This window comes from Polaribacter sp. HaHaR_3_91, from assembly GCF_019278525.1.
Classification (GTDB): Bacteria; Bacteroidota; Bacteroidia; order Flavobacteriales; family Flavobacteriaceae; genus Polaribacter.
The window spans coordinates 105656-126933 of record NZ_CP058986.1; the positions used below are offsets into that span (position 1 = coordinate 105656).

The following is a 21278-nucleotide window of genomic DNA, read 5'->3' on the forward strand; positions in this document are numbered from 1 at the left end:
AATTAAAACAAGCCACTTATTTAGTATCCGAAGAGATTAGACATTTATCATTTTCCCATTTACCTCTAAGCCCCTCTTTGTGAATCACTTCTCCATTACAAGTTAAAAAATTACCTTTTTTATCTTTTTTTATGATTTTCATTTTTCCCTCCTCAATAGCATTTACAATTCTATAGATTAACCCTTTTCTAGAAACAACACTTCCTTTTGTTATTAGTTTTAACCCTTCTTCATTATTGTGTAAATCCATTTCAGTTGAAATTTCATCTGGCACAACACCATCTTCTAATTTTTGTTTTTTGTATGTTAAATAATTTTCTTTTTCATGTGCTTCTCCTAAAGAACGTGCAGAACTCACACCCATTTCTTGTGCTAATCTTGCCATCCAGTAAGCATGCCTAAAAGCATCTACCTGCCCACCTGCTCCATCTTTATCTAACAAGTCTGTTTTTGCAATTGAATCTGCAACCCTATTTGTTTCTTTAGAAATTTCTAAAGATTTTGTTGCTTTAAAAGGATGAAAAAACACCCATTTTTTAATTGGTGGAGAGAGCTTAAAAAAACTTTTAAAATTAGATTGTCCAAATGAATGTACAGCAAAGAGCATCGTTAAGAGAAATAGTGTCTTTTTCATTTTGAAAATAATGATTTGTAAAAAACAAAAATACTCCTTTTAATTGAAAAAAAATTGATGCGTAAACTTCAAGACCACTTATTTAAAAAAAAGCCTTCAACAGCAAACTTCTTTATGAGTCTTAAATTCAAAGTAGTAATATTTAATATTAATCAATTTTAAAAATTTAGCACAAAAAAAATCATCTTAATTATAAAAATTAAAATGATTTAAATATATGTTTTTAAAAAACAGGAATCGCTTCCTAAAAATTGAAGAAATTGGGGGAAATCTTAATTATTTGTAGCAAAACTAAAGTTAATTAAAAACATTTTTGAATAATAATACTCCTAAAAACTGTAGAAATGGGAAAATAAATAAGAATTCACCTATTCAGAATATATTTTTTTAAGAGAATACAGCCTTTAAATCATAGAAGCTTAATGTTATTTAAATAAATTTTATATTCAAAAAAAATATTACACATATTTTTTTCTAAATTCTTCTGGTGTAGAATTAGTGTGTTTTTTAAAATATTTATACAAATTAGTAGGCTCATTAAAACCAGTTTTAAAAGCAATCTCTTTTATAGAAAGATTATAATGTATCAGCAATCTTTTCACTTTAATTATAACAGTATCATCTATAAACTCTTTAGCAGATTTATTTGCTATAAATTTTACAACCATATTAAGCTTCTTTGCAGAATACCCTAACTTATTTGCATAATCATAAACTTTTTTAGTTTTGTAGTAATCTTCTTCTAGTAAATTTTGAAATATAATAAACTCTTTTAAATACTTACTTTGCTGCAAAGTGTTATATCCGGTCGATTTTATTCTATAAATCAAAGTAATTAAAATATGTAGTAAACTCCTTATCAGTTTAAAAGAGTAAATATCATTTACAACTAAAACTTCTTTTTCTATTCCTTTTATTAATTTAAAAATACTCTCAAAATCGCAGTCTTTTAATTGTGTTTTTGGAGAAACTAATAACTCATTAAACATCTGAATTGCATTTGCAACCTCAATTTCATTTAAATAACTATTTAAAAACTCTTCTTTAAAACATAATAGAAAACCTTTTGTTGCCTTATTTAAATAAAACCGATGCATTTGATCTTTTCTAATAGCCAAAATAGTCCCTTTATCATACTCATAATCAGAGAAATCAATTGAGTGTTTGCCTTTTCCTTCTGTTATAAAAATTAATGCATAAAAATCTACTTTATGATTTTCTGTAAGAATTTCTTCACTTTCGAACTTCTCTAAGTCCAGAAAATTTACAATATCAAAATTTGATTGTTGGAGCTTTAAGTAATTATGAGTTCTATGCATGTTAATCGACATTTATTTAAGGTGTTTAAAACTCTAAAATACAGATTATTATTTTAGTCCTTTTACAATTATTGTATTTCCATTAAAAACAATCGCATCTTCTATCTTTTTACCTAACAACAACTTACCGATTGGAGACGAAACAGAAATAGCAAAATACACCTTATTATCAACCGTAAGTTTACCTGCAGAAATAGATAAAAAATAATTAGTCATATTTGTTTCAATCACCGTGCCTAGATGTGCAATATTTGACGTTTTTGAAACATCAATTTTAGCTAAAATTTCTTTCATTTGTGTAATTCCGACAAGTTGCTGACTCGCTTTTTCCATTTCTAACTGCAACATGGCTCTACCAGTTTCGTGCTTATCGCCAGCAGAACTTTTAGTTTCTGATTGCAATGCTTTTTGATTAGAGGAAATAATTTCAGTAACCGTATCTAAGCGTTTATTTACAAAAGTTTCACATTGCTTATAAAGTGCTTCTTTAACTTTTAATTGCGACATATATTATTTTAATTTTCTAAAGTAAATACAAAGGCACCATAATTCCCATGATGCGAAATTGAGCAAGATTTTGTTAATATTTTTTTCTTGTGATAAAACAAAGGAGCACCAACAGTTGTTTTTATTTTTACGATTTCATCGGATAAAACTCCTGTTTCTATCGCCAACTGTGTTTTTAAATCGATATGAATATTTTTTGATGAGCCAATCTTAAAATAAATGGCATCCTCACTTTTCAACTCTTTGGCAATTGTATGGATATAAAATGAGTTTAAACTTGTATTTGTATAATATTTATGATCTTCAAAAAGAACAACCCCTTCTGTTAACGAAATGAAACTACATTCAAATTTTTGAGGCGCAAAAAAACGTGTTTCTACTTTTTGAGTATAACTCTTATAAGCCGCTTCTTTCATAGACCAAAATTGCCAAACTTTTATAAACGGATTGTCTGCATTACGAATTTCTTCATGTTCTTTTTGGGTAAATTGCTTCTCTAAAAACCCTTTTCGTTGCCAATTACTTTCGGTTTTAGCAAGGTTTAAATCTACAATATCATTACCAATATTATGCATCCATTTTAGATTGAATTACAGCAATGGTTGCCTTTACAGAAAGCATTTTCTCCATAGAAGCATTGTCTATTTCTATTTTAAACTCGTCTTCTACATCTAAAATAATATCCACGAGATTTGCAGAATTTATTTCTAAATCATTTATAAAATCTGTTTCTTCATTTAACTTTTTAAACCCATCTTCATTTTGAACATAAGGCTTTACAATTGTAGTTAACTTTGATATAATTTCTTCTTTTGTCATATTTTATTTATTGTTTTAGACCTCACAACTTTTAAAACCTTTGAGGTCTTTCTTTTTCTTAAATTAGTTACAGTTTATACTTTTTAAAGATAACACAAGCATTCACATCGCCAAAACCAAAACTTGCTTTTGCTAAAATAGTAATGTTTTTTTCCATCATTTTTGTCGGAATTTTATCTGTAGAAATTAATTCAGAAATTTCTGGATGAACATCTTCACAATTGATATTCGGAAACACAAATTGTTCTTTAATTTGTAAAACAGCAGCTACAGATTCAATAGCGCCAGAAGCAGCCAAACAATGGCCAACCATAGATTTTAATGAATTAATATGTGGAAAATTTGTTCCTTTTCTTTGCAATGCTTTGGTCCAATTTTCTATTTCTAAACTGTCTTTTGAGGTTGCTGTTAAATGTCCGTTAATAACATCAATTTCATCAGCAGAAATATTGGCATCTAAAATTGCATCCGTAATACATTTCTGAACAGCTTCTGCATTTGGAGCCGTTAACGTTCCGCCATTTCTTTGTCCGCCAGAATTTATATTTCCTCCTAAAACTTCTGCATAAATAGTCGCATTTCTTGCTAAAGCACTCTCTAAAGATTCTAAAACCAAAGCTCCTGCACCACTTCCTGGAACAAATCCAGATGCAGTTTCACTCATAGGTCTCGATCCTTTTTCTGGAGTTTCATTGTGTTTATAAGACATCACTCTCATGGCATCAAATCCGCCCCAAGTATACAAACTACTGTCGCTAGAACTGCCAACCAACATTCGTTTTGCTTTTCCGTTTTTAATACGTTCGAAACCTAATAACAAGGCTTCTGTACCTGTTGTACAAGCAGATGAATTTGTGGTTACTTGGTTTCCTAAACCTAGAATCCCGCCTAAATAAGCCGAAATTCCGCTTGCCATGGTTTGCACTACAGAAGTACTTCCTAAACGTCTTACATTTTTATCGTCAATTTTATAAATTGCTTCTCTAAATTTTTCAATTCCAGAGGTTCCTGTTCCAAAAATTGAACCTGTATCATAGTCTAATTTAGAGTTTTCATCTACAGAAAAACCTGCATCTTTCCAGGCATCAATTCCTGCCATACATCCGTATAAAATAGAAGTACTATTAAACCCACGTAGTTGTAAAGATGTTAAATATGTTGCTTTTTTTTCTTCGGAAACTTCCGGAATTCCACCAATACAGCAAGAAAACCCTTTGTCCATTAAATTCTGATGAAAGGTAATTCCAGATTTCCCTGATCTTATTGCTTTTGTAAACTCCTGCAAACCTACTCCATTTGGAGCTACAACTCCTAAACCAGTAATTACAACTCTATTTTTCATCTTATTTAGCTATTATCATTCCAGAAATAGTTCCTCTACAAACCAATTCATTTTTGGCATTCATCATCTTTACTTTGCACTTTAATTTATTGAATCTAAAATATTCTTTCTCAGAAATTACCGTTACTTTTTCATTTGGTAAAACAGGTAAATAGAAATCAACCTGACTAGAAGTTAACGCAATTTGTGTTTTTTTCTTTGTTGATAAAATTTCCTCTTTTAATAAATAAATACCCAAACAAACAACGCCAATTTGCGCCATAGTTTCGATTAAAATAACACCAGGAGTAATCGGATTTCCTTTAAAATGACCTTCATAAAAAAAGGCACTTTCATTGAATGTGTAATTTCCAGTAACTCCATTTTCTGAAATTTCTGTCAATTCATCAACAAACAAAAATGGTTTTTTGTAAGGTAATAATTTTATGATTTCTGATGATTTCATTTTTAGTATTATATCATATTTAATTTACTTATTAAGTTTTTAGTTTTGACAGAACCTTTAGAGTATCTATTCTCTATAATTTTTTCAGCTACTAACTTCAAATAAAAATTGGTTAATTCATTAAATTTTTCAATACAATTAAATATGTTGTACTCACTAAATTCATTCGTTTCATTAATAACAGTGAAATAATTAAAATTTTTCACAGAACTTCTATCAAGTTTATAAGATTCTAATAGGCTTTCATTATTTTTAAAATCTATTGGATGGGCTGAAACTATATGTCTCAAAAATATGATATCAAGTTTTTCAAAGTCTTTATATAACTTTTTCTCATTTTTTAACTTTACTATTTTAGCAATAGTTTTTATCGATTTGTATTGAATATATACTGCTGAAAAGACTCCATAAATCTTTAAATACGCTTCACCATCATCCTTAACCTGAATATTTTTACTTTCTAAAAATTTATTAATTGCAAATTCCGAATCTCCAATAACATCTAAAGATGAAGTTAAAAACTTCCAAGAATTATCATTTTCAAACTTGAATAATTCTTTCACTTTCGTTAAAAATGTTTTATTTTCCTTTTCTAACCTACCCCAATCAATACAAGTTTTTCCATTATTGATTACATCCCTTATAAATACTTCAATTTCTCGAGTTTTACTTAGTTTCATTTTATTTGTTTGATTTCTTGACAGGAAATTACCACTCCAACAAAATTCTTTGTGCAGAAAAACCTGGACCAAAACTCAACATTAAACCACGTTCTCCTTTTGCAGGATTTCGGTCCATAAATCGTTCTAAAACATACAAAACGGTTGCACTAGACATATTACCGTATAATCGTAAAACTTCTTTTGTATCGTCTATATTTTTGCCTAAAACACCGAATAAATCTTCTACAGTTTGTACAATTTTTTTTCCTCCCGGATGAAAAATTAAGTGATCTATATCATCAATCGTTAAATTATTTCTTTCTAAAAACGGATGTACAATTGCCGGAAAATGATCTGATATTTTCTGTGGAACTTCCTTATCCAAAATCATTTGTAAACCTGTATTTACCAATTTAAAACCCATCATAGAAGTAGCATCGTAAAAATGATACATGGCTTCATCAATAATTTCTGGACCTTTATCGTCTTCATAAGAAGACAAAATAACAGCAGAAGCTCCATCACCAAAAATAGCAGCACTTACAATGTTTGTCATCGAATAATCTTCTAGCTGAAACGTTGCTGTTGGTGCTTCAACAGCTATTACAGCAGCTCTTTTATTCGGATTCGCTTTCAAAAAATTCTTCGCATAAATAATACCAGAAACTCCTGCTGCACAACCCATTTCTGTAACGGGCAAACGTACAATATCTTGTTTCATTTGCAGAGAATTAATCAAATAAGCATCCATAGACGGAATCATAATTCCGGTACAACTTACCGTAATTATATAATCGATATCCGTAGGTTCTAAATTTGCTTTCTCTAATGATTTTGTTAAAGATTGTTCTGCTAGTTTTACAACTTCTCTTGTATAAATATTATTTTTTTCTTCAAAAGAAGTCGCTATAAAAACTTCTTCCGGATCCATAATTGAATACCTTTTATCTACTCCTGCTCCTTCAAAAAGTTTAATAACTTTTCTTTGAAAACGAGTATCTTGATCTTGCATCCATAATTTTACAAACGGAATAATATCTTTGGTTTCTCTATAATATTTTGGAAGTTGTTTTGCAACCGATGTTATTTTTACTTTCATATTTTTAGACACTAATTTCACGAATTCGCACTAATTTATTTCGACACAGGTTTCACCGGATGTTGTTTGTGGTTTAAATTAAAAATCTAAAACTTTAAACTTGATAGCATCCATCGAAAACGGAATGCCCATTTCCAAGAAACTTGTGGCTCTACATTTAATTTTTGAGAGATTCTTTCTAAATCTTTTCTTTTAAATCCTCTTAATACGGATGTTAATCCATCTTCAATAATCATTTTATTTTTGATAAAAAGAGACAATAACATAAACAGATAATACGCCAATTTATGTCGATGCAAATCGTTTACTACAATTGCTATTTTTGTTTGTTTTAAAGTGTCTCCTAAAAAAGAAACCAATTGTTCTTCTTTAAAATGATGTAAAAATAAGGTTGCCAACACCACATCGAATTGTCTGTTTTTAAAAGAATCAGAAAAAATATCTTCCGTTTTAAAACTCAGTTCTGGAAACGCTGTAGATAATTCATTGGCATATGTTATTGCTGTTGGGTTTGCATCAATACCTAACAATTTCATTTTATAGCCTTTCTTTCTTCCAAATTTTGCCACATCTCGTAAAATATCTCCATGACCACAACCAATATCTACAATGGTTAACTCTTGTTCTTTTGAATGATTTTTTAGTACTTTTTTAAGGGAGTTTAAAGTAACTAAATTTCCGCCTAAATATCGATTAATATTTTCTAACTTATCTAAAGTATCTCGCAGTAAATCTCCACCAATAGAAAAATCATCCATCAGTTCTTCTTTGTCTGTTCTATTTTTTGTGCTGATAAAAAAGTCCATTAAATTTTCATTGGTTTACCATGAGTTTGCTTAATTATAATTGGTAATAAAAAAGGTAGTTTCTTTAAAATTTGTAATAAAATCGATGCAATTCTATCTTTTCGAAACAACATTGCTATAAAATGTCCCGCTTTTAAACGGAAACTAAATTTTTTATTCCACTCTCTAAGGTATCGCTTTTCAAGCTCTTTTCTTGACTTGATTTCGTCATTTAAGTAATTTAGAATCAATTTAGACGCAATTTGTGCAGACTGAATTGCCATACTCATTCCGTTTCCACAAAGTGGATGAATCATTCCTGCAGAATCGCCACACATTAAAATATGGTTTTCTACTGGTTTTTTGGTTTCAAAAGAAACCTGACTAATGGTTAAAGGTTTCTCAAAAACAGCTTCAGAATTATTAAATATTTCTTTTAAAAAATGATTTTTAAAAACGACTTGTTCCTGAAAATCATCAATATTTTTATACTTTTTAAAAGACGCGTAATTGGTGATATAACACAAATTAATCGCATCATTTTCCACTTTAGAAACACCGCAATAACCACCTTTAAAATTATGAAGTGCTACTAAATCTTCTTTAAAATTTCCTTTTACATGAATTTTTACGCCTAAATAAGGTGATTTTTTTTTGATGAAATCTCTTTCTAATTTTACGTCTAATAAAGAACGTTTGCCAAAAGCGCCAATACAAATTTTAGATTGAAAACTATTATGCTCTTTGGTTTCAACTGAAAAAACATCCTCTTTAAAATCAATATTTACTACTGAATCTTGTAGTATTGTAACTCCATTTTTTGTTGCTTTTTCTGATAATACAAAATCTAATTGATACCTAGAAATTCCGAAACCACCCAAAGGTAATTTTGCTGAAATCAGTTTATTTTTGGTCGTTGATAATTGAAAATTTTTAATTTTTACCGCACCAAAATCAAACGGATTGATCTCTAAAAATTCTAAATAAGGCAATACTTCATTTGAAATATATTCACCACAAACTTTATGTTTCGGATATTCATTTTTTTCAATCAGTAAAACTTTTTTACCAAATTTTGATAAATGAATTGCATTACATAAACCTGCTAAACCGCCACCAATAATAATTACATCTGCGTTCATAGGTTTTCCATTTTAATTTATTGACTTTTACAATGCTTTTTCAAAACAAATACTATTTTCCATGTTTGTATACTGACCATAATTTTTAATCACTTTGTAATTACATTTCTGATAGAATTTAACAGCTTCTACTTGTCTTTTACCAGTTTCTAATACACATTTTTTATACCCTAATTCTTTTGCCCAAGTTTCTAATTCTTGTAATACTTTTTGTGCAACTCCTTTTCCTCTATCATCCTTAGAAACAAACATTCTTTTTACCTCTAAAGAAGTATTATCAAACTTTTTAATTGCTCCGCAGCCAACTGCTATTTTATCAACAGAAACAACCACCACATTCTTTAAAACATCAATATTATTAAACTGATTGTAAAAATCGTGTTCTGCTCCATCCATAAGTTTTAAGTAGGCATCTAACTGTTTTACCAAATTGATAAAATCTGGGTTTTCAGAATTTGTTCTAATAATTTCTATTTTCATTTCTAATGTTATTTATGTCATTCTAAGACCCGATAAAAAAATCGATCAGAAATAATAACGTACAATTTAGTCCTTTCTATGATAAGCCTCGTAGTATTTCTTTCAGTTTTGTGCTTTTACGGTTATGAGATTTCTCCTATCGTCGAAATGACAATTTGAAGTATTATTAATCCTTTCCATTTTTAGGCAAGCCTACGGGAATTGAACTCTTCATAATTTAAATTAACAGATTACTAAGTAATACTTACCATAATTTTGTAGCATACAAAAAGACGCTTAGCGTCAGAATTCAAACTTTAATTGTACCCAAACAGGTTCTTTATTTTCGGTGTTTAAATTACCAAAAGACAAACCTAATAAACGTACCGAATTGGTAATTTTATCTTGAAGCAACAACTCTTTTACTACAGGAAAAAATTCGTTTTTAGTTTGCATAAAATAATCTTTAGTTTTACTTCTTGTCTGTTGTGTAAAATCTGAATATTTAATTTTTAAAGTGATTGTTTTTCCTTTTGTATCCGTTTTTTTCATGCGTTTTTCTAACTCATCTGCAATTTTCTCTAACTTTTCTATCATAAATATTTCCGAAGAAATGTTTTCACTAAAAGTCCTTTCTGCAGCAACAGATTTCCGAATTCTGTTTGGTTTTACTGCACTATTATGAATTCCGCGAACAATATTATAATAATGAGCACCCGATTTCCCGAAAAATTTAATCAGTTCTTCTAATTTTTTTTTCTTTAAATCGTTCCCAACAAATATGCCTAAGTTATACATTTTAGCTGCAGTAACTTTACCAACTCCGTAAAATTTATTGACAGGTAATTCTTCTAAAAATTGAATAACCTCATCTGGATGCACTGTTTTTTGTCCGTTTGGTTTGTTAATATCAGACGCTACTTTTGCAATAAACTTGTTTATCGAAATTCCTGCGGATGCTCTTAAACCTGTTTCTTCGAAAATACGATCTCTAATTTCTCTAGCAATGGTATTTGCAGACGGATTTCCTTTTTTATTTTCCGTAACATCCAAATAAGCTTCATCTAAAGAAAGCGGCTCTACCAAATCTGTATACTCGTAAAAAATGTCTCTAACTTTTTGTGATATTTCTTTATAGCGAGGAAAATCGCTATTTACAAAGATTAAATGCGGACATTTTTGTTTTGCTAAAGTGCCGCTCATTGCAGATTTTACACCAAATTTACGAGCTTCATAACTTGCTGCAGAAATAACACCTCTTCTGCCTTCTCCACCAACAGCGATTGCCTTTCCTCGTAATTCAGGGTTGTCTAATTCTGCTACAGACGCATAAAATGCATCCATATCTACATGAATTATTTTTCTAAAAGGTGGTTGCAATTCCATGTTTCGAAAATACAAAATGAGTTATCAATCTATCAATATTTTGTTATAATATTCATAATTCATTTTAAAGAGTTTTATCAACAATAAAAACTGTTATAACATTAATTTACATCAACGGGTATTTAATATTTTCACACAATCTGTAAAAGTATAGGATCAATCTAAAATAATATCGTGGTCTATAAAATGGTCACTTAAAAGAACAATCAATAAAACCAATTGTTTAATTGGGTTTGTTAATGAAAGTTTGTTATTTTTCTTCGACTTATATCGTATATTTGCAGACAATTTAGATTTAATCTATTTAAAATTATGATAAAAGTTTCAGACACAGCAAAGAAGAAAGTCATAGAATTAATGACTGACGATGGCTTTAATGCAGTAACCGATTTTGTACGCGTTGGTGTAAAAAGTGGTGGTTGTTCAGGTTTATCTTACGATTTAACTTTTGATAACAAACAAGAAGAAAACGATAAAGTTTTTATAGAGAATGATGTAAAAATCATTGTTGATAAAAAAAGCTTTTTATATTTAGTAGGAACAACCTTAGAATATTCTGGAGGTTTAAACGGAAAAGGATTTGTTTTTAACAACCCAAACGCAAATAGAACTTGTGGTTGTGGAGAATCATTCTCACTTTAAAAATTTAAGAAAAAGATGTCAAAGTACACAGAGGAGCAGCTAGAAGAAGAATTAAAAACCCAAGAATATAAATACGGTTTTTATACAGATATAGAAAGTGACACATTTCCCATAGGATTAAGTGAAGATGTTGTTCGCGCAATTTCTAAAAAGAAAAACGAGCCAGAATGGATGACTGAATGGCGTTTAGAAGCTTATAGAGTTTGGGAAAAAATGGAAGAACCAGAATGGGCAAATGTACATTATGAGAAACCAAAGTTTCAGGACATAGCTTATTATTCTGCGCCAAAAAAGAAACCACAGTTAAACTCTTTAGATGAAGTAGATCCAGAATTATTAGACACTTTTAAGCGTTTAGGAATCTCTCTAGATGAGCAAAAAAAATTAGCTAATGTAGCTGTAGATATTGTAATGGACTCTGTTTCTGTTGCGACTACTTTTAAGAAAACATTAGGTGAAAAGGGTATTATTTTTATGCCTATTTCTGAAGCAATTCAGGAACACCCAGAATTGGTTAAAAAGTATTTAGGAACCGTTGTACCAACAACAGACAACTTTTATGCAGCATTAAATTCTGCAGTTTTTTCTGATGGATCTTTTTGTTACATTCCAAAAGGAGTAAAATGTCCGATGGAACTTTCTACCTATTTTAGAATTAATGAAGGTGGAACAGGACAATTTGAAAGAACACTAGTTGTTGCAGATAAAGGTAGTTATGTTTCTTATTTAGAAGGTTGTACTGCACCAAGTAGAGATGAAAACCAATTACACGCAGCTGTTGTAGAATTAATTGCATTAGATGATGCAGAAATTAAATATTCTACCGTACAAAACTGGTATCCTGGTAATAAAGAAGGAAAAGGTGGAGTTTACAATTTTGTAACGAAAAGAGGTATTTGCGAGAACAATGCAAAAATTTCTTGGACACAAGTAGAAACTGGTTCTGCTGTAACATGGAAATATCCTTCTTGTATTTTAAAAGGAAATAACTCTGTAGGTGAATTTTATTCTATTGCAGTTACTAATAATTTTCAACAAGCAGATACCGGAACAAAAATGATTCACTTGGGTAAAAACACCAAGTCTACCATTATTTCTAAAGGAATTTCTGCAGGTAATTCTCAAAACTCTTACAGAGGTTTGGTACATATTGGAGCAAGAGCAGAAAACGCCCGTAACTTCTCACAATGTGATTCTTTATTAATGGGTAATGCTTGTGGAGCACACACGTTCCCTTATATAGAGGCTAAGAATAAATCGGCACAAATAGAACACGAAGCAACTACAAGTAAAATTGGTGAAGAACAATTGTTTTACTGTAACCAACGTGGTATAGATACAGAAAAAGCAATCGCTTTAATTGTAAACGGATTTAGTAAAGAGGTACTAAATAAGTTACCTATGGAATTTGCTGTAGAAGCTCAGAAATTACTTGAGATCAGTTTAGAAGGAAGTGTTGGATAATTAATTATCCAACCATAAAATATATAATTATTAAAATAATGCTTCTAGCCAAAAGCTAAAAGCCAATAGCATAAAAAGGATGTTAAAAATAGAAAATTTACAAGCGAGTATTGATAATAAATCAATTTTAAAAGGATTGAATTTAGAAGTAAAAGCAGGTGAAGTACATGCCATAATGGGACCTAATGGTGCTGGTAAAAGTACTTTAGCTAATATTATTGCCGGTAAAGAAGATTATGAAGTTACTGCTGGTACAATTGAGTTAAATGGAGAAGATATTAGCGAATTAGCACCAGAAGAAAGAGCACATAACGGTGTGTTTCTATCTTTTCAGTATCCTGTAGAAATTCCTGGAGTTTCTGTAACAAACTTTATTAAAACTGCTATTAACGAAACTCGTAAAGCAAAAGGTTTAGAAGACATGCCTGCAAAAGACATGTTAAAAATGATCAGAGAAAAATCTGAATTATTAGAAATAGACCGTAAATTTTTATCTCGTTCTTTAAACGAAGGTTTTTCTGGAGGGGAAAAGAAACGTAACGAAATTTTTCAAATGGCAATGTTAGAGCCTAAATTAGCTATTCTAGATGAAACTGACTCTGGTTTAGATATTGATGCTTTACGTATTGTTGCAAACGGAGTAAATAAATTAAAATCTAAAGACAACGCTGTAATTGTAATTACACACTACCAACGTTTATTAGATTATATCGTACCAGATTTTGTACACGTTTTACACGATGGTAAGATAGTAAAAAGTGGAGATGCTTCTTTAGCTTTAGAATTAGAAGCAAAAGGATACGACTGGATTAAACAAGAATTAGTTTAAAATGTTTCTTGTTTCTATTGTTTAAAGTTTCATGTTTTGGCTACTATAAGAAGATTCGAAGATTTAGAAATATGGCAACTAGCTAGAAAATTAGCTCAGCAAGTTATTTTTATTTCTAAAAATACTGATTTGAAAAACGACTATCGTTTTAAAGATCAAATTAAAGCTTCTTCTGGTTCAGTAATGGATAACATTGCTGAAGGTTTTGAAAGAGATGGAAATTTAGAGTTTAGACAATATTTATCAATTGCAAAAGGTTCTGCTGGAGAAGTTCGTTCACAATCTTACAGACTCTTTGATTCGGAATATATTTCTGAAGAAAAATTAAACGATTTAATTATTGAGTGTGAACATTTGAGTAAAAAAATAGCAAATTTTATCAGCTATTTAAATAAAAGAGATTTTAAAGGAACTAAGTTCAAGTAGTCACAACTTGAAACAAAAGAAACTTTAAACCTGAAACTTATAAAACAATGGAATTAAAAGATAAAATAGTATCATCTTATGTTGCTTTTGAAAATGATGTAGATATCAATTCAGAAATACATAACATACGTACAAAAGCATTACAAAATTTTGAAACATTAGGGTTTCCTACCAAAAAATTGGAAGAATGGAAATACACTTCTTTAAACTCAATTTTAAAACAAGATTATAGTATTTTCCCTAACAAAGAAAATAACGTTGAATTTGCGGATGTAAAACAGTATTTTATTCATGATATTGACACCTATAAAATTATTTTTATAGACGGAAAATACAGTTCTTTCCTTTCTGATGTAACGCATGATGGAAAAGATATTTGTTTACTTTCTTCAGCAATATCAAAAGCTAAATATAGCCCTGTTATAGAAAACTACTTCAATAAAATTGCAAAACAAGATAATTTAACCTCGTTAAATACTGCGTTTGCCAATGAAGGAGCTTACATTTATATTCCTAGAAATGTAGAGGTAGAAAAGCCTATTCAGATTATTAATTTTACAACAGGTTCGGAAGCTGCTACAATGATACAGCCAAGAAACTTAATTGTTGTAGAAGAAAATGCACACGTTCAAATTATAGAGCGTCACCAAAGTTTAACAGACAACGCTGTGTTGTCTAATGTTGTAACTGAGGTCTTTGCAGCTAAAAACTCTACGGTAGACATTTATAAAATTCAGAATGATAAGATAAATGCTTCTCTAGTAGATAATACCTACATAGAACAAAAAACGAACAGCGTTGTTTCTGTACATACATTCTCTTTTGGAGGAAATATCACCAGAAATAATTTAAATTTCTATCAACGTGGAGAACATATGGACTCTATCTTAAAAGGAATTACAATTATTGAAGGAAAACAACATGTAGATCACCACACTTTGGTACATCATATAGAACCAAATTGTGAATCTCACCAAGATTATAAAGGTATTTTTGACGAGCGCTCTACCGGTGTTTTTAACGGTAAAGTAATTGTAAATAAAGAAGCTCAAAAAACAAATGCATACCAACAAAACAACAATGTTTTAATTAGTGATAAAGCAACGATTAATGCAAAACCACAATTAGAAATTTTTGCTGATGATGTAAAATGTTCTCACGGTTGTACTATTGGTCAATTAGATGATGATGCATTATTTTACATGCAACAACGTGGTATTCCTAAAAAAGAAGGTAAAGCATTGTTAATGTTTGCTTTTGCAAATACGGTTTTAGAAAGCGTTAAAATACCAGAGGTAAAACAACGTATTACCAAATTAATTGCAGAAAAACTAAACGTAAATATTGGTTTCGATTTGTAAATCTTAAAACCACTTTTTATATAAAAAAAAACCACGCAAATTGCGTGGTTTTTTTTATTTATATTTTTTGTAACTTTATAAAAAAACTGAAGATTATGAATAAAACAATTAAAACAGTATTATTAATAGCAGGAGTTGTATTACTTGTTTATGGAACTTACACTATGATTCAGCCAGAAACAGAAGTCTCAATAGGTGATTTAGATTTGATAGAATCTCAAGACAACACCAATTCTTATATCACTATCGCATTAGGTATTGCTGCTGTAGCACTTAGTCTGATAAAAGGTAAAAGTTAATAAACCAACCATTAAATTGTGTTATAAAACCACTTAGAAATAAGTGGTTTTATTCTGTTTTATCATAAAATAGTTTACTCTGGTCTTGCTTTTAATTTTCTGATAAATAAAGAATACACATAGATTGTAATTACACTAACCAACAGTATTACCCAAAAACCATAATTCTGAAACCACGTTTCAAAATTACTTTTATAATTATAATTTTGAGGGTTTAACTCTAAATAAACATCTTTTAAAAATCTAGAATAACTAAAAGCAGCAAACAAAAAGAAGGTTGGTACTGCAAATAAAACTAACGACCAAAAGATAGATATTATCGTTTTTTTCCAATTTAAAATATAAGAAAAAATTGAAAAAACGATAATTAAAAAAGAGATAAACAACATTATAAAGTACTCGTTGTATTTACTATACCCAAACAAATTACTAGAAGAAGACATTAACCAAACTATTAATACCAAAACAACCAAACTTGCTACAAAACTTAACAATATTGTTTTAATGCTTGTTGTTTTAAATATTAAAATAAGAATGCTTAAACAAAAAGAAAAGGCAATTATAAAATACAAAAAGACAATATTAAAACCAGAAAAATAAGATTCATATACGTTCTTAAAGAAATTATCAGTATCATTAAAATCGAAGTATAAACTCTTAGAGTAAGGGATATCTTTACCCGAAGATAAATTGTTTACTCCATAACCTGTTCTTCCATAATATTCTTCTTTTGGGTTGCTCGTATGTATCAATTCCGTTAAAAGGTAACTTGGTTTATTATCGATTAATTCAAACCAATTGTCGACTGTTAAGTTATGTTTTATTTCATATTTTTTTGAGATGGAAAGCACCTCATTTAATCCTTCTTTTATTTTAACATCATCTTTATTATTTAATATTTCTTGATAGAAATTAAGCTGATTTTTATAGTCTAAAGAGTCTTGACCATAATTAAATTTCTCTTTTGAATAATTGAATAAAGACGGATTTAAAAACTCTTTAAACTCACTTATATCAATTATAGTTCTATCTTCAAAATTATCAAAAGCAATCGTAGATCTAGCTTTGTAAGAGTTATTAGTTTCTAAATCAGAATTATTATTGAACTTATAAAACTGTAAAAAATGACCATCCCTTTTAAAAAAAACTTGAGTAGTATCAATATTATCTGTTAAATTCTGATCATAACCTACTGCAACATTTAAAGGAAAAGGTGCCGGATATTCTTTTTTATCTATTTCATACTCATCTTGTTCTTGCATTAAAAACAAACTAAACTTATTAAAAGTCTTAATATCTTTATCTAATTCTTGCCAATTATAAAGAGATCTTGTTTTAATTTTTAAACCTGTTTTAAAAGAATAAAATTGTGTTGTACTTATTAGAATGATGAGAAATACAATACAAAATTGCTGAAAAACCATTCCCTTTTTTACAGAATACAAATTTTTAAAAGCATTGTTTCTTAGATAAAAAATAATCCAAATTAATAATAGAAAAATAGAAATCAACACGTTGTAATACACGTTAGATGTAAAAAAGAAGAAATCATCTAACTTATAATGTTCTTTTAAGTCTGCTAAATCATTAACGGAAGAAAAGCCTATTAAAAAGAAAAGTAAATGAACAATTATATTTACTCCAAGCATCCAAACTAAACGAGTATTCCAAATTAATGGATAATGCTCTAAAAGATATTTATTTATTTTATTGATGAAATTCATTATTATTGTTTAGATGATTAATACACAAAAAAGCGTCTGGTAGATTTAGAAATATCTCTAATATACGTTACATTTAATTGATGACTTGCAATCGTATTTAGCACATTATTAAATGTAATTTCATCCTTAAAGTACAAGATATAAACACCTCCATTAAACTCTAGCTTTTCTAAATTCAGTTCTTTAAAAACAGTTTCTAATTCTTCTCTAGAGTTGGTTGCATCTAATTCTATAATTAATTGCTTTGCTGTTTTTTCTGCAATATTTAACTCATTAGAAGGTTTACCATTTCTTAAATAAATAACCTCATCAGAAATTTTTTCTACCTCATATAATTGCTGAGAAGAAAACACCATTGCAATTGGGTTTACAGGAGATTTAGACATCATCTTTAAATCTTCTAAGATAATTTGTTGTGCCAAAATATCTAAGTTTGCCAACGGCTCATCTAATAAAATAATTTCTGGCTTGCGTAACATTGTTCTTGCCAACTCAAAACGCATTTTATATCCAGAAGAAAGTTCGCTCCATTTTAAATCTTTGTATTTCCAAAGACCAAACCGGGCAACCATCATTAAAACTAGTAAATCATTTTTTTTACCTTTTACACCATAATGTACCAACGTAAATTTTAAATTATCTAAAACTTTACCATACCAAACAGCCGTTCTCTGCGGTATGTAAACCAATTTAGACAACACATCGTAAGCGTCTTTATTTTTTGATGAAAAAGAATACTCTAAACTACCTGCAGATACTTTATTTAAAGAAGCCAACACCGTTAATAGCGTTGTTTTTCCATTTCCATTTTCACCAACCAAACCAAAAATATCTCCTTTTTTCAATTCGATATTTACAGGTCCTAAAACAAAACGACCTTTGTTATAATCTTTGGTAATGTTATCTGCCTTTAAAATTGTTGTACCAACTAAGTTTTTAAATTCAATTTTTATCTTTTTTAGTTGATTACAGCATTCTGTAAACAACAAAAGTAATGACGATTTATCATCACTACTTTCATTTTCATATTTTTCTACAAAGTCTAATACTTTGATAAATATTTCTGTAGAATCTGTGTTTAAAGAAGCATCTAAAAGCGTTCTATAACCTAAAGAAAAATCGCCTCTCTTAAAATATAAAAGTGCATTCTCTATTAATTCCTCTTGTGTTTGTATCATATTTCTCTGAATTCTAGCAATTTTTCTAATTTAGAAATAATAAAATTTATTTAATTGACTCAATCACACCCTTTAAAAAAGTATTTTCATCAAAATTCTTTAAACCAAAACGGACAATTACCATTTCTTGATCTGGTAAAACATACACTCTTTGTCCTTGAAAACCATCTGCATAATACATGTTTTTAGGCACGTCCTTAAAATCATTTTCTGCATTTAGCCAAAACTGCGCACCATAAGTTCCGTTAGAACCAGGCGTTGGTGTTGTTATATAGTTAACCCAATCTTTAGTAAACAGCTCTTCTTCATTCCAATTTCCGTTTTTAAGGTATAAAAGACCAAATTTAGACCAATCTCTTGCAGTTGCCCAAGAATAAGAAGAACCTACGTAATTTCCGCTCAAATCGGCTTCTAAGACCATAGAGTTCATCCCTATTTTATCAATAAAGTTGATATACCAAAAGTCTAAATATTCTTGATGCGTTTTAAAGTAAGTTCTTAAAATACCTGATAATAGATTAGAGGTTCCAGAAGAGTAATTCCAACTTTCGTTTGGGGTACCAACCAAAGGCTTATTTTCTTGCATCTTGGTCATATCTCTTTCTAGAAACAACATTTTAGTCGCATCAGAAATTTCCCCATAATTCTCATCCCATTCTAAACCAGAATTCATTTGTAATAAATTATTGATGGTAATCTTTTTACGTTCATCATTTTGCCAAGAATCAATTGGAGCTTTGCCAAACACATTAATTCCACCTTGATTTTCCATAATACCAAATACAGTACTTAACAAACTCTTTGTCATAGACCAGCCTAAAAATTTTGACTCTTTATGAAATCCGTCTGCATATTTTTCTGAAACAATTTGATCTTTATAAACAACCAAAACAGCTCTTGTTTTATTGGTAGGATCAAATAATAAATCTACAGATTCATCAATTTTATCATAATCTAAATTTGCAAAAATAGTATCTATTTGTGGGGCGTTTCCATAAGGGTAAGGTGTATTATTATCTGCTTCTAATCTTTTAGGAACTAAATAATCTGCAGTTTCATCGCTTTCTTCTAAGGTTAAAACAGCTCCTAAACCTTCTCTATAAATAGCTTTTCTGCTTAACAAGCCAAAAGCAGAAGACGTTGCATTTTTATTTTCTAAATCAATTGCATCAGAAGCCAAATTAACTGGAGAAAAATTATTGTCTGTAGTGTCTGTAAACTCTAGAGTTCTCTCCGCAACAAAAACAGATGAAGCCATGTTTTTAGCCGAATAACCAGCCAAGAGATTCAATTTTGGATAGTTGTAAATAACAACACCAACTATAGCAATCAATATCAAAAGTAGAATCCGTTTAAAAATTTTCATCAGAAAAGAGTTTAGTTATGTAAAAATAAGAAATTCATATTGTCTTTATTACAAGTTTCAAACTTCATCGGTTATCTTTGTGTTTTAAATTGATTTTGTATGATAAATGTTGATAAAATTAGAGCAGATTTTCCAATTCTAAAAAGAACCGTTCACGGAAAACCTTTAGTCTATTTTGATAATGCTGCTACTTCTCAAACACCACAAGTTGTTATTGATGCAATTGTAGATTATTACAGTAACTACAACGCTAATATTCACAGAGGAGTACATACTTTAAGTCAGGAAGCGACAGATAAATATGAACAAGCGCGTATTAAAATTCAGCATCATTTTAATGCAAAAGAAGCGTATGAGATTATTCTAACTGCTGGTACAACAGACAGTATTAATAGAGTTGCTGCTGGTTTTGCATCACTTTTAAACACAGGCGACGAAATTATTGTTTCTGCTTTAGAACACCATTCTAATATTGTGCCTTGGCAAATGTTATGCGAAAAAACAGGAGCTATTTTAAAAGTCATTCCAATGATAGAGGATGGTTCTTTAAACATGGAGGCATATCATAATTTATTGAATGATAAAACAAAATTAGTTTTCTGTAACCACGTTTCTAATGCATTGGGAACTATAAACCCAATTGAAGAAATTATTAACGCTGCACATAAGGTAAATGCTGCTGTTTTAATTGATGGAGCTCAGGCTACACCCCACATAAAACCAGATGTACAGGCATTAAATGTTGATTTTTATGTGGCTTCTGCTCACAAATTATGTGGTCCAACAGGTGTTGGAATGTTATACGGAAAACAAGAATGGTTAGAAAAACTACCTCCTTACCAAGGTGGTGGAGAAATGATTGCTACCGTAACTTTTGAGAAAACTACGTATGCAGGCTTGCCTCATAAATTTGAAGCAGGAACCCCAAATATTTGTGGAGGAATTGCTTTTGGAGCAGCTATAGATTATCTAAATGCTATTGGTTTTGATGCTATCGCTGAATACGAACATGAGCTTTTAGAGTACGGAACACAAGAACTTTTAAAAATTGAAGGCCTAAAAATTTTCGGAACTACAAAAGACAAAACAGCTGTAATTTCTTTTAATATAAACGATATTCATCCGTATGATATTGGTTCTATATTAGATAAATTAGGAATTGCTGTAAGAACGGGTCATCATTGTGCACAACCAATTATGGACTTCTATAAAATACCCGGAACTATTAGAGCTTCTTTCTCATTCTATAACACAAAAGAAGAGATTGATGTTTTCGTTAGCGGAGTTAAAAGAGCTGTAATGATGTTATCTTAAAAAGATTGTTCAATAACATAAAAGAGGCTATCTAAAAATATATTTTTAGATAGCCTCTTTTATGTTATTGTAATTA

23 protein-coding genes are annotated in these 21278 nt (G+C 29.6%); 7 read left to right on the top strand and 16 right to left on the bottom strand.

Annotated elements, in window-relative coordinates; translation table 11 throughout:
- Positions 1-16: 16 nt before the first annotated feature.
- The 13 genes from H0I27_RS00555 to dinB form a co-directional block, all read right to left on the bottom strand.
- Positions 17-634: a hypothetical protein gene (locus tag H0I27_RS00555; RefSeq protein WP_218732016.1), complete on the bottom strand. Its 618-nt coding sequence runs from the start codon at positions 632-634 to the stop codon at positions 17-19.
- A 458-nt stretch (positions 635-1092) separates the two neighbouring features.
- The gene (locus tag H0I27_RS00560; protein WP_218732017.1) at positions 1093-1953 is read right to left on the bottom strand and encodes a helix-turn-helix domain-containing protein; all 861 of its coding nucleotides are present in this window, start codon (positions 1951-1953) and stop codon (positions 1093-1095) included.
- A 48-nt stretch (positions 1954-2001) separates the two neighbouring features.
- Positions 2002-2460: a 3-oxoacyl-ACP synthase gene (locus H0I27_RS00565; RefSeq protein ID WP_218732018.1), complete on the bottom strand. Its 459-nt coding sequence runs from the start codon at positions 2458-2460 to the stop codon at positions 2002-2004.
- An 8-nt stretch (positions 2461-2468) separates the two neighbouring features.
- Positions 2469-3035, bottom strand: a complete 567-nt coding sequence (locus H0I27_RS00570; RefSeq protein ID WP_218732019.1) for a 4'-phosphopantetheinyl transferase superfamily protein — start codon at positions 3033-3035, stop codon at positions 2469-2471.
- A complete protein-coding gene (locus H0I27_RS00575) occupies positions 3028-3279 on the bottom strand; it encodes an acyl carrier protein (RefSeq protein WP_218732020.1) in 252 nt (83 codons plus the stop codon). The genes H0I27_RS00570 and H0I27_RS00575 overlap by 8 nt, the downstream gene beginning before the upstream one ends.
- 67 nt (positions 3280-3346) lie before the next feature.
- Positions 3347-4621, bottom strand: a complete 1275-nt coding sequence (locus H0I27_RS00580) for a beta-ketoacyl synthase (RefSeq protein ID WP_218732021.1) — start codon at positions 4619-4621, stop codon at positions 3347-3349.
- 1 nt (position 4622) lies between these two features.
- Entirely contained in the window at positions 4623-5066 is a 444-nt protein-coding gene (locus H0I27_RS00585) for a 3-hydroxyacyl-ACP dehydratase FabZ family protein (RefSeq protein WP_218732022.1), read from the bottom strand.
- 8 nt (positions 5067-5074) lie between these two features.
- Positions 5075-5746 carry a hypothetical protein gene (locus H0I27_RS00590; RefSeq protein ID WP_218732023.1) on the bottom strand — a complete coding sequence of 224 codons (672 nt, stop codon included), beginning with the start codon at positions 5744-5746 and terminating at the stop codon, positions 5075-5077.
- 28 nt (positions 5747-5774) lie between these two features.
- Entirely contained in the window at positions 5775-6827 is a 1053-nt protein-coding gene (locus H0I27_RS00595) for a type III polyketide synthase (RefSeq protein ID WP_218732024.1), read from the bottom strand.
- A gap of 86 nt (positions 6828-6913) precedes the next feature.
- Positions 6914-7633: a methyltransferase domain-containing protein gene (locus H0I27_RS00600; protein ID WP_218732025.1), complete on the bottom strand. Its 720-nt coding sequence runs from the start codon at positions 7631-7633 to the stop codon at positions 6914-6916.
- Positions 7633-8754: an NAD(P)/FAD-dependent oxidoreductase gene (locus tag H0I27_RS00605; RefSeq protein WP_218732026.1), complete on the bottom strand. Its 1122-nt coding sequence runs from the start codon at positions 8752-8754 to the stop codon at positions 7633-7635. The genes H0I27_RS00600 and H0I27_RS00605 overlap by 1 nt, the downstream gene beginning before the upstream one ends.
- A gap of 27 nt (positions 8755-8781) precedes the next feature.
- Complete coding sequence (locus tag H0I27_RS00610) at positions 8782-9234, bottom strand: GNAT family N-acetyltransferase (protein WP_218732027.1); 453 nt, start codon at positions 9232-9234, stop codon at positions 8782-8784.
- A gap of 282 nt (positions 9235-9516) precedes the next feature.
- The gene (gene dinB, locus H0I27_RS00615; RefSeq protein ID WP_218732028.1) at positions 9517-10599 is read right to left on the bottom strand and encodes a DNA polymerase IV; all 1083 of its coding nucleotides are present in this window, start codon (positions 10597-10599) and stop codon (positions 9517-9519) included.
- A gap of 312 nt (positions 10600-10911) precedes the next feature.
- Between dinB and H0I27_RS00620 the strand changes: the two genes are divergently transcribed.
- The 6 genes from H0I27_RS00620 to H0I27_RS00645 all read left to right on the top strand — a co-directional run bounded on the left by H0I27_RS00620 (position 10912) and on the right by H0I27_RS00645 (position 15620).
- The gene (locus H0I27_RS00620; RefSeq protein WP_165731437.1) at positions 10912-11241 is read left to right on the top strand and encodes an iron-sulfur cluster assembly accessory protein; all 330 of its coding nucleotides are present in this window, start codon (positions 10912-10914) and stop codon (positions 11239-11241) included.
- A 15-nt stretch (positions 11242-11256) separates the two neighbouring features.
- Positions 11257-12705: a Fe-S cluster assembly protein SufB gene (sufB, locus tag H0I27_RS00625; protein WP_218732029.1), complete on the top strand. Its 1449-nt coding sequence runs from the start codon at positions 11257-11259 to the stop codon at positions 12703-12705.
- A 79-nt stretch (positions 12706-12784) separates the two neighbouring features.
- Complete coding sequence (sufC, locus tag H0I27_RS00630; protein ID WP_165731435.1) at positions 12785-13534, top strand: Fe-S cluster assembly ATPase SufC; 750 nt, start codon at positions 12785-12787, stop codon at positions 13532-13534.
- A 36-nt stretch (positions 13535-13570) separates the two neighbouring features.
- Positions 13571-13960: a four helix bundle protein gene (locus H0I27_RS00635; protein WP_218732030.1), complete on the top strand. Its 390-nt coding sequence runs from the start codon at positions 13571-13573 to the stop codon at positions 13958-13960.
- A gap of 47 nt (positions 13961-14007) precedes the next feature.
- Positions 14008-15321, top strand: coding sequence for a Fe-S cluster assembly protein SufD (sufD, locus tag H0I27_RS00640; protein ID WP_218732031.1), 1314 nt, complete (start codon positions 14008-14010; stop codon positions 15319-15321).
- A gap of 95 nt (positions 15322-15416) precedes the next feature.
- On the top strand, positions 15417-15620 hold the full coding sequence (locus tag H0I27_RS00645; protein ID WP_218732032.1) for a hypothetical protein: 204 nt from the start codon (positions 15417-15419) through the stop codon (positions 15618-15620).
- A gap of 74 nt (positions 15621-15694) precedes the next feature.
- Here the strand turns inward: H0I27_RS00645 and H0I27_RS00650 are convergent, their stop codons facing one another.
- From H0I27_RS00650 to H0I27_RS00660, 3 genes are read right to left on the bottom strand one after another with little or no spacing between them, the layout of a single operon-like run.
- Positions 15695-17344 (bottom strand): hypothetical protein, encoded by a 1650-nt coding sequence (locus H0I27_RS00650; RefSeq protein WP_218732033.1) that lies wholly within the window; start codon positions 17342-17344, stop codon positions 15695-15697.
- Positions 17345-17361: 17 nt separating this feature from the next.
- Positions 17362-18522: an ATP-binding cassette domain-containing protein gene (locus H0I27_RS00655; protein ID WP_218732034.1), complete on the bottom strand. Its 1161-nt coding sequence runs from the start codon at positions 18520-18522 to the stop codon at positions 17362-17364.
- A gap of 46 nt (positions 18523-18568) precedes the next feature.
- Positions 18569-19888 (bottom strand): serine hydrolase, encoded by a 1320-nt coding sequence (locus H0I27_RS00660; protein WP_218732035.1) that lies wholly within the window; start codon positions 19886-19888, stop codon positions 18569-18571.
- 99 nt (positions 19889-19987) lie between these two features.
- Here H0I27_RS00660 and H0I27_RS00665 point away from each other — a divergent pair, with 99 nt between their 5' ends.
- Positions 19988-21202 carry an aminotransferase class V-fold PLP-dependent enzyme gene (locus H0I27_RS00665; protein ID WP_218732036.1) on the top strand — a complete coding sequence of 405 codons (1215 nt, stop codon included), beginning with the start codon at positions 19988-19990 and terminating at the stop codon, positions 21200-21202.
- Positions 21203-21278 lie beyond the last annotated feature (76 nt).